Annotated in this window: 11 protein-coding genes; 5 read left to right on the top strand and 6 right to left on the bottom strand. The window is 65.7% G+C overall.

Annotated features, from left to right (window positions below; genetic code table 11):
* Window positions 1-46: 46 nt before the first annotated feature.
* Window positions 47-925 carry a protease HtpX gene (gene htpX / locus LL972_RS09375; RefSeq protein ID WP_228327381.1) on the top strand — a complete coding sequence of 293 codons (879 nt, stop codon included), beginning with the start codon at window positions 47-49 and terminating at the stop codon, window positions 923-925.
* A 120-nt stretch (window positions 926-1,045) separates the two neighbouring features.
* On the opposite strand, the gene LL972_RS09370 is transcribed toward htpX, so the two are convergent.
* From LL972_RS09370 to LL972_RS09355, 4 genes are all read right to left on the bottom strand, one after another.
* The gene (locus LL972_RS09370) at window positions 1,046-3,115 is read right to left on the bottom strand and encodes a GGDEF/EAL domain-containing response regulator (RefSeq protein WP_228327359.1); all 2,070 of its coding nucleotides are present in this window, start codon (window positions 3,113-3,115) and stop codon (window positions 1,046-1,048) included.
* A 117-nt stretch (window positions 3,116-3,232) separates the two neighbouring features.
* Window positions 3,233-4,414 carry an NAD(P)/FAD-dependent oxidoreductase gene (locus LL972_RS09365; RefSeq protein WP_228327358.1) on the bottom strand — a complete coding sequence of 394 codons (1,182 nt, stop codon included), beginning with the start codon at window positions 4,412-4,414 and terminating at the stop codon, window positions 3,233-3,235.
* The gene (locus tag LL972_RS09360) at window positions 4,411-4,959 is read right to left on the bottom strand and encodes a YaeQ family protein (protein WP_228327357.1); all 549 of its coding nucleotides are present in this window, start codon (window positions 4,957-4,959) and stop codon (window positions 4,411-4,413) included. Before LL972_RS09360 ends, LL972_RS09365 begins: the two co-directional genes overlap by 4 nt.
* Before the next feature lie 62 nt (window positions 4,960-5,021).
* The gene (locus tag LL972_RS09355) at window positions 5,022-5,501 is read right to left on the bottom strand and encodes a YaiI/YqxD family protein (protein WP_228327356.1); all 480 of its coding nucleotides are present in this window, start codon (window positions 5,499-5,501) and stop codon (window positions 5,022-5,024) included.
* Window positions 5,502-5,768: 267 nt separating this feature from the next.
* Here LL972_RS09355 and LL972_RS09350 point away from each other — a divergent pair, with 267 nt between their 5' ends.
* Together LL972_RS09350 and LL972_RS09345 are read left to right on the top strand one after the other, a co-directional pair.
* On the top strand, window positions 5,769-5,978 hold the full coding sequence (locus LL972_RS09350; protein WP_006451993.1) for a cold-shock protein: 210 nt from the start codon (window positions 5,769-5,771) through the stop codon (window positions 5,976-5,978).
* Between the two features lie 176 nt (window positions 5,979-6,154).
* Window positions 6,155-6,853, top strand: a complete 699-nt coding sequence (locus tag LL972_RS09345; RefSeq protein WP_228327355.1) for a glutathione S-transferase — start codon at window positions 6,155-6,157, stop codon at window positions 6,851-6,853.
* Between the two features lie 137 nt (window positions 6,854-6,990).
* On the opposite strand, the gene LL972_RS09340 is transcribed toward LL972_RS09345, so the two are convergent.
* Window positions 6,991-7,860: an alpha/beta hydrolase gene (locus tag LL972_RS09340; protein ID WP_228327354.1), complete on the bottom strand. Its 870-nt coding sequence runs from the start codon at window positions 7,858-7,860 to the stop codon at window positions 6,991-6,993.
* Window positions 7,861-8,029: 169 nt separating this feature from the next.
* Here LL972_RS09340 and LL972_RS09335 point away from each other — a divergent pair, with 169 nt between their 5' ends.
* Together LL972_RS09335 and LL972_RS09330 are read left to right on the top strand one after the other, a co-directional pair.
* The gene (locus tag LL972_RS09335; RefSeq protein ID WP_228327353.1) at window positions 8,030-9,586 is read left to right on the top strand and encodes a protein adenylyltransferase SelO; all 1,557 of its coding nucleotides are present in this window, start codon (window positions 8,030-8,032) and stop codon (window positions 9,584-9,586) included.
* A 94-nt stretch (window positions 9,587-9,680) separates the two neighbouring features.
* Window positions 9,681-10,241, top strand: coding sequence for an adenine phosphoribosyltransferase (locus LL972_RS09330; protein WP_228327352.1), 561 nt, complete (start codon window positions 9,681-9,683; stop codon window positions 10,239-10,241).
* 180 nt (window positions 10,242-10,421) lie between these two features.
* On the opposite strand, the gene dbpA is transcribed toward LL972_RS09330, so the two are convergent.
* On the bottom strand, window positions 10,422-11,798 hold the full coding sequence (gene dbpA, locus LL972_RS09325) for an ATP-dependent RNA helicase DbpA (protein WP_228327351.1): 1,377 nt from the start codon (window positions 11,796-11,798) through the stop codon (window positions 10,422-10,424).
* Between the last annotated feature and the right edge of the window lie 7 nt (window positions 11,799-11,805).

Genomic DNA, 11,805 nt, shown 5'->3' with positions numbered 1-11,805 from the left:
CGCAGATCCGCTGCAGGTCATCCTGCTCGCGTGGAGTCATCGCACCATGTTCAACCGCATTTTCCTGTTCCTGCTGACCAATTTTGCGGTGTTGATGCTGGCCGGCATCGTGATGTCGGTGCTGGGCGTCAATCCTGCGCAGATGAGCGGCCTGCTGGTGATGGCGGCCGTGTTCGGGTTCGGCGGCTCGTTCATTTCGTTGCTGCTGTCCAAGTTCATGGCCAAGCGCAGCACCGGTGCACAGGTGATCACCGAGCCGCGCACGCCAACTGAGCGCTGGCTGCTGGAGACGGTGCGCCGCCAGGCCCAGGCAGCCGGCATCGGCATGCCGGAAGTGGCGGTCTACGACGGCCCGGAAATCAATGCCTTCGCCACGGGTGCCAACCGCAACAACGCGCTGGTGGCGGTGTCCACCGGGCTGCTGCAGAACATGCGCCAGGACGAGGCAGAGGCGGTGCTGGGCCATGAAATCGCGCATGTCGCCAATGGCGACATGGTCACCATGGCCTTGCTGCAAGGCGTGCTCAATACCTTTGTGATCGTGCTGGCGCGCGTGGTCGGCGGCGTCATCGACAGCGCCATGTCAGGCAATCGCGACGGTGGCCGCGGCTTTGCCTACTACATCATCGTGTTCGTGCTGGAAATGGTGTTCGGCCTGTTCGCGACGATGATCGCGATGTGGTTCTCGCGTCGCCGCGAATTCCGCGCCGATGCCGGTGGTGCGCAACTGGCGGGCCGCGGCAAGATGATCGCCGCATTGGAACGCCTGTCGCTCAACCATGGGCAGAACACCTTGCCTTCGCAGGTGCAGGCCTTCGGCATCTCCGGCGGTGTCGGTGACGGGTTGCGCCGGCTGTTCCTGAGCCACCCGCCGCTGGCCGAGCGCATCGCCGCGCTGCGCGCCGCCAACGGTGCGGCGATGTAAGACGGCCTTGCCAGATGCACGCGTGGCGTATTCATTCACGCCACCCAACAAAAAACCCGCGTCCTGCGGGTTTTTTGTTGGGTGGAGCGAGGCGGCAGTGATGCGCTACGGCTGCAGGCCTCAGCCGAACTCGTAGTTCATCAACGGCCCGGTCGGTGCGACGAAATCGCCTTGCACATAGTCCACCCCCGCGCTGAAGAAGCTGCTCATCGACTGCGCGTCGGCCACGAACTCGGCCACGGTAAGGATGCCGGCCGGCTGCGCACGCGAGGTGATCTCGCGGATCTTTTCCTGGCTTTCGCGGGCCGAGGCCACTTCGCCGGTAATGCCGCGATCGAGCTTGAGGAAGGCCGGCTGGAAATGCGCCAGCAGCTGGAACGAATCCAGGCCCGAGCCGAACTGTTCCAGCCCGACCTTGCAGCCCATCGCCGACACCGCCGCCAGGAACTGCTGGGCATTGCGCAGATGGGTGAACACTTTCGATTCCGGCGTCTGCAACCACAGCCGTTCGCCCGGCACGCCGTACACGGCCAGCTGATCGCGGATAATGTCGATCATCTGCGGATCGGAGAACGAGTTGGGCCCGATGCGTACCAGCAGGTGCGTGGCGTGTCCCACACGCTGCCGCTCGCCGAGCTGGCGGATCGCGCGCGCCACCACCCAGCGGTCGATCTCGGTGATCAGATCGTGTTCTTCGGCGATCGCCATGAAGGCGTTCGGCGACATCATTTCGCCGTTGCGCTCCAGCCGCAGGAAGACCTGATACAGCTCCAGCGGCTCGCCCTGCAGGTTGAGCACCGGCTGGTAGTGCAGCAGGAAGCCGTCGCCGACCAGTGCCTCGCGCAGCTGTTGCACCCAGCGTTCGATACGTTCCTCTTCGGCCCGGTCGGCCGCTGCCGGGTCGTAGATGCTGATCGCATTGCCGCCCAGCTCGGCGGTGGTGCGTACCGCCTCGGTGCCGCGGTTGAGCACCTGCCCGATGCTGGCGATCTTCTCGCCGATCTGTACGCCGCCGATGCTCACCGTCACCGTGGCCGAGCGCGCGCCGATGCTGAAGACGTGCTGCGCGAAGGCGTCGCGCACCAGTTCCGCCAATGCGTGCGTGCGCGCGTAATTGCCATCCATCAGCAACGCGAAGCTGTGCTCGCCGAAACGCGCGGCGACCACGCTCTCATCGGTCACGCTGGCCACATGCGCGGCCAGGGCGGCGATCAGTGCATCAGCCGAATCCAGGCCGATCTCGGGCAGCAGGCGCGCGTAATGGTCGGGCTCGATCAACAGGAAGCCGGCCTGGCCTTCGCTGCGGCCGGCGCGCGCCACCGCCTGTTCCAGTGCCACCATGAAGGTGGGGCGGTTGAGCAGGCCGGTGACCTGGTCGCGCTGACGCAGGTCCTCGACCTCGCGCGCCAGCTCCGGATCGAATTCCTCGCGACGGCGGAACACCACCTGGATGCACGGCTCGCCTTCGTAAGTCGCGGTGGCGAACTCCATCGTCGCCGGGAAGGTGTCGCCTTCCAGCCGGCGTGCGTCGACCTTGTACTGCGCCGGCGGCGGCTCGCCCTTGGACATCGCCTTGAGCAGCTGCTTGAAGTCGTCCACATACTGCGCGGCGATCATGTCCAGCAGCGACACGCCCTCGACGTCGTCGAACGACTCGAAGCCGAACATGTCCAGATACGCCTCGTTGGCGCGGATATGCATGCCTTCGTGCACGTAGGCGATCGGGTCGCGCGAGGAGGCGATCAAGGCGTCGCAGCGTCGCTCGGTCTCGCGCATCTGCGCCTCGATGCGGCGCAGGCCGCGGCGTGCCTGCAGGTCGGCCCATTCCGAGCGCACCAGCGCCAGCAGGTGTTCGGGGCGATGCCGCAGTACGATGGCGCGAATGCCATGCGCCGCAGCCTCGACCAGCGCATTCTCTTCGATCCGCTCGGCCAGCAGGATGATCGGGATGTCCTTGCCGCTGCCGGCGATCTGCTGCTGCAACGCACTCATCGGGATCTGCAGCGCCTGCCCGTGCAAGGCCAGATCGATCTGCCCCGACAGCATGCTGGCGAGCTCTTCCGGGGTTTGTGGCCGCGATGGACGCACCGCGATGCCGCCGTTGCGCAACGCGGTTACGATCGCCTCTGCGCCTTCGACACTATCGTCGACGATCATCAAGCGGAGGGTGAGATCTTTGCCTTTCTGCATGCGCGTTTCCCTAGCGACGGGCTTTAATACACGAAGGAACTCGGCCGCGTCCATGTCTGTGGACAAGGCCGCATCCGGGGTGAGACTCCAGCCACGTTTCCGCGCGTGGCGTTGGCATCAGGCTACGCTTCCGGCGGCATGACCGGACGCCCATGCCCACTGAAAGTTGTAGCCGCCCAACCATCCGGTCACATCCAGCACCTCGCCGACAAAGTACAGGCCGGCCACCAGACGCGACTCCATGCTTGCACTGGAGACCTGGTGGGTATCGACACCTCCCAGCGTTACTTCAGCGGTGCGATAGCCTTCGGTTCCACTGGCGATCAGCGGAAAGGCGGCCAGCAGGTCGGCGGCGGCCTGCAACTGCGGCGGGTCGAGCTGGCGGACCGGCTTGTCCGGCAGCCATACCTCGCACAGGCGCTGGGCAAGCCGCCGTGGCAGCACGTCGGCCAGCACGTTGCGCAGCTCGGTTGCGCCACGCTGATTTTTTTGTTCGCGCAACCATGCCGCAGCATCCTGGCCGGGCAGCAGGTCCAGGCGCAGGTCGTCGCCGGGTTGCCAGTACGAGGAGATCTGCAGGATGGCCGGGCCACTGACGCCGCGGTGGGTCACCAGCATGAAGTTGCGGAAGCTGACCCCGTTGCACTGCGCTTCGACCGGTAGCGCCAGCCCGGCCAGATCCTGCAGCCGCTCCTGGTGCTTGCCGCTCAAGGTCAGCGGCACCAGCCCGGCGCGCGTCGGCAACAGCGTGTGGCCGAATTGCTGGGCCAGCGCATAGCCAAAGCCGCTGGCGCCCATGCTCGGGATCGACAGCCCGCCGGTCGCCACGATCAGCGACTGCGCCTGCACCCGTCCCTGGCTGGTCTCCACGGTGAAGCCCTCGCTGCCACGCTGCACCGAATGCACCTCGCAGTCGGTACGCACCTGCACACCCGCCGCGTCGCATTCGTCCAGCAGCATGCGCACGATCTGCTTGGACGAGATGTCGCAGAACAGCTGGCCCAGCTCTTTCTCGTGATAGGCGATGCCGTGGCGCTCGACCATCTCCACGAAATCCAGCGGGCTATAGCGGGCGAGGGCGGACTTGCAGAAGTGGCGGTTGGCCGAGAGGAAGTTGCCCGGCGTGGTGCCGGTATTGGTGAAGTTGCAGCGCCCGCCACCGGACATCAGGATCTTCTTGCCGACCTTGTTGGCATGGTCGATCACCAGCACCTGGCGGCCGCGCCGGCCGGCGGTGAAGGCGCTCATCAGTCCGGCCGCGCCGGCACCGACGACCACAACGTCGCAACGCATGCTCATTCGGCCGGAGCTTGCCGCACCGTCGGGGTCAGGGTGACGCTGCCGTGGTCGGCCAGCATCTGCACCTCGCCGTCCTGGATGATCACATCGAAGCGCATGCCGCGCTGGATCAGCGCGCCCAGCGCTTCGGTAGCCTGCGCGTCCAGCTCGATCACGCGCAGGTTGCGCTGCCGGCCAAGCGCGTTGGCCTGCTTCTTCCACCAGGTTTCGGTGGCCTGGCCGCCGTAGCCGATCACCACCGCCTCACGCGAACGATTGCAGGCCTTGCGCACCCGGCTTTCGTCCGGCTGGCCGAGGTCGATCCACAGGTCCGGGTCGCCGGTGTAGTCGCGTCGCCACAGGTCGGGTTCGTCCTCGTTGCTGAGGCCGCGGCCAAATTCCAGGCGGTCGTCGGCGAACAGCGCAAACGCCAGCAGCCGCACCATCAGGCGCTCGTCGGTTTCGGAGGGGTGCTGGGCCAGGGTCAATGAATGGTTGGCGTAGTAGCCACGGTCCATGTCGCTGATCTGGAGTTCCGCCCTGCGGACGGTGGCGGTAAGGGCCATCAGGATGCCGGTTGCAAAGGGCGCCCATGATACGCCCCCGCTGCAATCCCGGCGTGCTGCGCTTACGTGCGCGCCACCTCGGCCAGCCAGCGGTCCAGCTGGGCGGCAAATGCCTGGCGGTCGCGCGGATGCAGGGCCGCCGGCCCGCCGGTGACGATGCCGGCGCCGCGCAGTTCCTCCAGAAAGCCGCGCACCGACAGGCGCTCCTTGATGCTGTCGCCGGTAAACGGCTCGCCACGCGGGCTCACGGCGGCCGCTCCGGCTTCCAGGGCGCGGGCAGCCAGCGGGATGTCCTGGGTGACGACCAGGTCGCCTGTGGCCACCCGTGCGGCAATGGCGTCATCGGCCGCGTCCGGCCCTCCAGGTACCTGCAGCGCACGCACGTGGGCCAGGCGAGGGGTCTGCAGAAAGTGATTGGCGACCAGCGTGACGGCAATGCCGGTGCGTGCGGCGGCGCGAAACAGAATGTCGCGAATGACTGCAGGGCAGGCATCGGCATCGACCCAGATATGCGGGCGGGACGGCAGGGGATGCGTATTCATGTACTGAATCGATAGGGGAAAGGGCCTGACAGGTGGTCGGATCTGGCCTGACAGTAAAAAATTTGACGCAAGGTGTCGCTTTTTGCTTGGAAGACGAGTACTGTGCACGCACTGTGTTTGCAAGGGTCACCGTGAATCGTGGCCTGATGCAGCCGGATCGTTACAGATCTCGCTTCATCGTTCCGCTTTACCAACGCCTGCAACTCAGTCTCAGCTCCGGCTTTTCGGACGCTGCGATTTATCCATCTATAGTTCAGGAGTTTGTAAATGTCAGATCGTCAGAGCGGTACCGTGAAGTGGTTCAATGATGCCAAGGGCTTCGGCTTCATCACCCCGGAAAGCGGCCCGGACCTGTTCGTGCACTTCCGTGCCATCCAGGGCACCGGCTTCAAGTCGCTGCAGGAAGGCCAGAAAGTGACCTTCGTCGCCGTGCAGGGCCAGAAGGGCATGCAGGCTGACCAGGTGCAGGCGGTCTAATCCGTCTGCAACCGTAAGGTTGCCAAAAACGCCGGTCGCGCAAGCGACCGGCGTTTTTTATTGCGCGCGATTTGATCGATGCGCTAGACAGCGCTGGCCGGCCCGGCCCGCTCAGGTGAGCGCAGCGACGACACGCGGATCGGTAGCATGTGCGCTTTCCGCGCGCAGTCCCTGCCATGATCACTGTCCACCACCTCAACAATTCCCGTTCCCAGCGCGTGCTGTGGCTGCTGGAAGAACTGGCGCTGCCGTACCAGATCGTCCGGCATGAGCGCGATCCCAAGACCATGCTGGCACCGGCGGCCTTGCGCGCCATCCATCCGCTCGGCAAGTCGCCTGTGGTTGTCGACGGCGATCTGACCGTGGCCGAGTCCGGCGCAATCCTAGAGTTTTTGACCGAACGCTACGACACCGAATGCGCGCTGTCGCCGCCGCCACGTCCGCTGGAGTCGTCGGAGCGCCTGAAGTTCCGTTACTGGATGCATTACGCCGAAGGTTCGGCAATGCCGCCGTTGCTGATGACCCTGATCTTCGGGCGCATTCGCAGCGCGCCGATGCCGTTCTTCGCCAAGCCCATCGCACGCGCGATCGTGGACAAGGCGATGGCTGGCTTCGTCGGTCCGCAGCTCAAACTGCATCTGGACTGGATGGAGCAGTCGCTGCAGGCAAGCGAATGGTTTGCCGGCGAACGTTTTACAGCGGCCGATATCCAGATGAGTTTCCCGGTACAGGCCGCCGCCGCACGCGGCGGCGGGCTGGAGAGCTATCCACGTCTGCGTGCCTTTCTCGCGCGCATCGAAGCCCGTCCGGCGTATCAGGCCGCACTGAAGAAGGGCGGCCCGTTCGAGCTGATGGGGCGTAAGTCAGTCGAGTGATGCCAACGTCGCCGTGCCGATCCACGCCAGGGAGGCGCAGGTCGAGCTGCGTGTCGGCGCCCGTTTCGGGTTTGGCGACTCCCGACTTCTGACTCCCTGATCCCGCGCCGCACAGCCTCACCGGCAGCAGACGCAGATCAGTCCGGGCGCCGACACTGCCGCAGGAACTGGAGCGTGTCATATAACGCCTGCGAGTCCTTGCGTAGAGATAGGACCAGGCGCATATGGCCCATTCCGGGATAAAAAATGCTGTGTGCTTGGCCCCCCACCCGTTGCTCGGCGGCCGCGAGAACTGCACTGTTACGCGGTTCTACGACATGGTCGGCATCGCCGTGCAGCAACAACATCGGCGGCTCGTCCCCGTCCACATGACGAATCGGTTGTGAGGCTTCCTGTTCGGCAGATGACGTGCCGAAGATCTGGATCAATTCAGGGTCGTCCATCGGCGAGAAGTCATAAGGGCCAGCCATACCTACGAAACCGCAGAGTTGGCGTGGCTGCATGCCCTGTGCTTGCAGCCATCTGCGATCTGTGGCGAGCAGTCCAGCAATGTGCGCGCCAGCGGAGTGGCCCATCACAGCTAGGCGAGTAGGGTCTCCGCCGTATTCGCGTGCGTGCTGATGGCTCCACGCGGTGGCCTGTGCGGCATCGGTCATGAAGCCGTCCAGTCGGACCTGTGGATACTTCCGATAGTCAGCCACCATCACCACCATACCCTCGCGGGCCAGCGATCTGCCGATCCAACGATAGTTTGCACGGGCGCCACGCTTCCAGGAGCCACCATAGAAAAACACCACCACCGGTGCATTCACCGCGCCACGCGGCTGGTAGACGTCCAGGGCCAGACCATGCGCCGCATCGAACACCTGATCGCGATGCTCGACAATGCCGTCGCGGCTGGAGGCGGCGTTGATGCCGCCAAAGAACACGCTGCTGCAGGCGGTCAGCGTCAGCGAACCGAGCAGCAGGAGGGCGGGGCGAAACCAGCGATAAGTGCGCGATGGCATGGGCGATGTCTGTTGAAGGGCAGGGAGAATTAACGCTGTGGTCGTCGCCAGCCTTTGCAGGACGAGCCCGCTTGGTGGCGGCAAGCTGATCGAAGATACGGTACGTGCGCAAAGCCGGATGCGCGGTTACGCATGCGAAGTTCATTGTCGTTGGCCTACGCTGGCAGCCATGACGACCCTGCAATTTGACAACCGCCTGCGCCAGCAGTTGCCCGGTGATTCCGAACAAGGCCCACGCCGCCGCGAAGTACGCGCTGCATGGTCGACGGTCGAGCCGACGCCAGTCGCCGCGCCACGTCTGCTGGCGTGTTCCGCAGATGTCGCGCAGCGGCTGGGGCTGGATGCCGCGGAGATCGGCAGTGCGCGCTTTGCCGAGGTGTTTGCCGGCAATGCGGTGTATCCGGGCATGCAGCCATGGGCGGTCAATTATGGCGGGCACCAGTTCGGGCATTGGGCTGGCCAGCTGGGCGATGGCCGGGCGATTTCGCTGGGCGAGGCGATCGGGGTCGATGGCGGCCGCTACGAGCTGCAGCTCAAGGGCGCCGGCCCGACGCCCTATTCGCGCGGGGCCGATGGGCGCGCCGTGCTGCGCTCGTCCATCCGCGAATTCCTGTGCAGCGAAGCGATGCATCATCTGGGCGTGCCGACTACGCGCGCGCTCAGTCTGGTGACCACCGGCGATGCGGTGGTGCGTGACATGTTCTACGACGGCCGGCCGCAGCGCGAGCCAGGCGCGATCGTGTGCCGGGTGTCACCCTCGTTCATCCGCTTCGGCAACTTCGAGTTGCCCAGTGCGCGCGGCGATCTCGCGCTGCTGCGGCAATGGGCGGATTTCACCATCTCACGCGATTTCCCGGAACTGGAAGGTGCCGGCGACGAGTTGTATGCCGCCTGGTTTGCGCAGGTCTGCGAGCGCACCGCGGTGATGGTGGCGCACTGGATGCGGGTAGGGTTCTTGCATGGGGTGATGAACACCGACAACATGTCGATCCTGGGTCTGACCATCGATTATGGCCCCTATGGCTGGGTCGACGACTACGACCCGGACTGGACGCCGAACACCACCGATGCGCAGGGCCGTCGCTATCGCTTCGGCACCCAGCCACAGGTCGCGTATTGGAACCTGGGGCGCCTGGCGCAGGCGCTGGCGCCGCTGTTTGCCGACCAGGCACGGTTGCAGCAGGGACTGGACCGCTTCCGCGATACCTACCTGGCCTGCGACCGCCGCGACACCGCTGCCAAATTAGGCCTGGCCGATTGCCGCGACGAGGATCTGCAGTTGATCGATGCGCTGCGCGCGCTGATGCTCGACGCCGAAATGGACATGACGCTGACATTCCGCAGCCTGATCGCATTTGCGCCCGAACGTCCAGATCTGGAGTTGCTGCGCGAAGCGTTCTACGACCGGGACAAGCGCCTTGCGCATGCCGCGCAATTGCAGGCGTGGCTGCAGCGCTACGCTGCGCGGCTGCGGCAGGACACGCTGCCGCCGGATGAGCGGCGCGAACGCATGCGCCTGGCCAATCCGCGCTATGTGCTGCGCAATTATCTGGCGCAGCAGGCAATCGATCTGGCCGAGCAGGGCGATCCATCGGGTGTGCAGGAATTGCTGGAGGTCATGCGCCATCCGTACGACGACCAGCCGGGCCGCGATGCGTTTGCCGCGCGGCGGCCGGACTGGGCGCGCGACCGCGCCGGTTGTTCGATGCTGTCCTGCAGTTCCTGACGCGCTCAGGCGCAGGTATGCCGTAAACGCGGCGTCGTGCGTCCACGCAGCCTAGAATAGGGTGGTCCCCACCGGCCTTGACGCCACCGCCACCATGACTGACTGCACCCGCTGCGCCGGCACCCATTCTTCCGGACCCAACCAATGGTCCGAACGGATCCGCGACATCGCCGATTTTCCCAAGCCGGGCATCGTCTTCAAGGACATCACGCCGCTGCTGTCCGATGGCCCCGACTTCGCTTCCGCACTGGATGAAATGGCGCAGCCCTGGCGCACCACGCCGCTGGACGCGGTACTGGGCATCGAGGCGCGCGGTTTCATCCTGGGTGCGGCCCTGGCGCGTGAATTGCGCACGGGCTTTGTGCCGGTGCGCAAGCCCGGCAAACTGCCGGGGCGGACGCTGATCCAGGAATACGCGCTGGAATACGGCACCGATCGCATCGAAATGCACGAGGACGCGTTACCCCGCGGTGCCCGTGTCTTGATCGTCGACGACGTGCTGGCCACCGGAGGTACGCTGCGCGCGGCCTTGAGTCTGGCCGCACAACTGGAACTGGAAGTGGTCGGCGCGGCGGTGCTGGTCGAGCTGCTGGCGCTGCAGGGCCGCGAGAAATGGGCCAATGACGTGCCATTGCTGGCCACGTTGAGCTATTGATCCAGGCGTCTTTCCGACTGCGCGTCTCGCTGCTCTGACGGCCTGCAAACCGGCACAACGGTCGTGCCGCCGTGTGCAGCTCGCCCATATGCGCCAACGTGCGCATCCCTGTGGATCCCGCGGCAGGCGCTGTGGCCGCCGCTCGCTCGGATGGTCGGCAGGGTCGCTGCCGCACGTTGGTTACAGCTTGCTGACCCGGAACCGGCGTCCCTTGATCTTGCCCGCATGCAGATGTGCCAGCGCCTTGGCGACGTGCGCGCGGGCGATGGCGACATAGGAGCGGGTGGGGTAGATCGCGATCTTGCCGATTGCCGCGCCCGAGAGTCCGGCTTCGCCGGTCAGTGCGCCGAGGATGTCGCCGGCACGCAGCTTGTCGGTCTTGCCGCCGTCGATGCGCAAGGTCGTCATGGCCGCTTGCGGCAGCTGCGCGGGGCGGGCGGTGGCCAACGGTGTGCGCGACCACTTCAGCGGCTGGCCTTGTTCGGCTTCCAGTGCCTGCGCGCGGCCAGTCTCGCGCGAGGCCACCAGGCTGAGCGCCAACCCGCGCTTGCCGGCGCGTGCCGTGCGGCCGATGCGGTGGCGGTAGGTCTCGGTATCGGTGGGCAACTCGTAATTGACCACTGCCGACAGGTCTTCCACGTCCAGTCCGCGTGCGGCCACATCGCTGGCCACCAGCACGTTGCAGCTGCGGTTGACGAAGCGCACCAGCACTTCGTCGCGGTCGCGCTGTTCCATGTCACCATGCAGCGCGAGCGCGGAAAAGCCGAACTCCTGCAGCGAGCCGGCCACTTCGTCCACTTCCTTGCGGGTATTGCAGAACACCACGCTGGATTCGGGATTGAAGCGCAGCAGCAGGCCGGCGACGGCCTTCTGCCGATAGGTCGGGTCGACCTCGAAGAACTGCTGGTCGATTTCCGGCGCGTTGTCGGCGCCTTCGACGGTGATTTCGATCGGGTCCTTCAGGATCTCGCGCGCCAGCGTGCGGATGATGTCCGGGAAGGTCGCCGAGAACAGCAGGCTCTGACGGTGTTTGTCGCAGCGGCTGGCGATCTCGCGGATGGGTTCTTCGAAGCCCATGTCGAGCATGCGGTCGGCCTCGTCCAGCACCAGCGTGCGCACGCCGCCCAGATGCAGCGCGCGCTTGCGGGCCAGTTCCTGGATGCGGCCGGGCGTGCCGACCACCACTTGCGGGTCATGCGCTTCCAGCGAGGCCAGTTGCGGGCCCAGCGGCATGCCGCCGGTGAGTACCACCAGCTTCATGTTGGGGATGCCGGTGGCCAGCTTGCGCAGCTGCTTGCCGACCTGGTCGGCCAGTTCGCGGGTGGGACAGAGCACCAGCGCCTGCGCGCGGGTCAAGGCAGGATCGAGCTTTTGCAGCAGGCCCAGCCCGAATGCGGCTGTCTTGCCGCTGCCGGTCGGCGCCTGGGCGATGACGTCCAGCCCCTGCAGGATCGGCGGCAGGCTTTGCGCCTGGATGGGAGTAAGGACGGTGTAGCCAAGGGCGTCGATGCCGGGGGCCAGGGCCGGCGACAGCGGCAGCGCGGAGAATTCGTTCATGGCGCAT

It is taken from the genome of Xanthomonas campestris pv. asclepiadis (genome assembly GCF_020784175.1).
In the GTDB taxonomy this organism is placed as follows: Bacteria; Pseudomonadota; Gammaproteobacteria; order Xanthomonadales; family Xanthomonadaceae; genus Xanthomonas; species Xanthomonas campestris_D.
Note: the sequence above shows the minus strand (reverse complement) of the source record. Positions and strands in the feature narration are given on the sequence as shown.

Bases quoted from the DNA above. Each gene is read 5' to 3' on its own strand.
- htpX (WP_228327381.1), top strand. From the start codon at position 47: ATGTTCAACCGCATTTTCCTGTTCCTGCTGACCAATTTTGCGGTGTTG.
- LL972_RS09370 (WP_228327359.1), bottom strand. From the start codon at position 3,115: ATGCAGAAAGGCAAAGATCTCACCCTCCGCTTGATGATCGTCGACGAT.
- LL972_RS09365 (WP_228327358.1), bottom strand. From the start codon at position 4,414: ATGAGCATGCGTTGCGACGTTGTGGTCGTCGGTGCCGGCGCGGCCGGA.
- LL972_RS09360 (WP_228327357.1), bottom strand. From the start codon at position 4,959: ATGGCCCTTACCGCCACCGTCCGCAGGGCGGAACTCCAGATCAGCGAC.
- LL972_RS09355 (WP_228327356.1), bottom strand. From the start codon at position 5,501: ATGAATACGCATCCCCTGCCGTCCCGCCCGCATATCTGGGTCGATGCC.
- LL972_RS09350 (WP_006451993.1), top strand. From the start codon at position 5,769: ATGTCAGATCGTCAGAGCGGTACCGTGAAGTGGTTCAATGATGCCAAG.
- LL972_RS09345 (WP_228327355.1), top strand. From the start codon at position 6,155: ATGATCACTGTCCACCACCTCAACAATTCCCGTTCCCAGCGCGTGCTG.
- LL972_RS09340 (WP_228327354.1), bottom strand. From the start codon at position 7,860: ATGCCATCGCGCACTTATCGCTGGTTTCGCCCCGCCCTCCTGCTGCTC.
- LL972_RS09335 (WP_228327353.1), top strand. From the start codon at position 8,030: ATGACGACCCTGCAATTTGACAACCGCCTGCGCCAGCAGTTGCCCGGT.
- LL972_RS09330 (WP_228327352.1), top strand. From the start codon at position 9,681: ATGACTGACTGCACCCGCTGCGCCGGCACCCATTCTTCCGGACCCAAC.
- dbpA (WP_228327351.1), bottom strand. From the start codon at position 11,798: ATGAACGAATTCTCCGCGCTGCCGCTGTCGCCGGCCCTGGCCCCCGGC.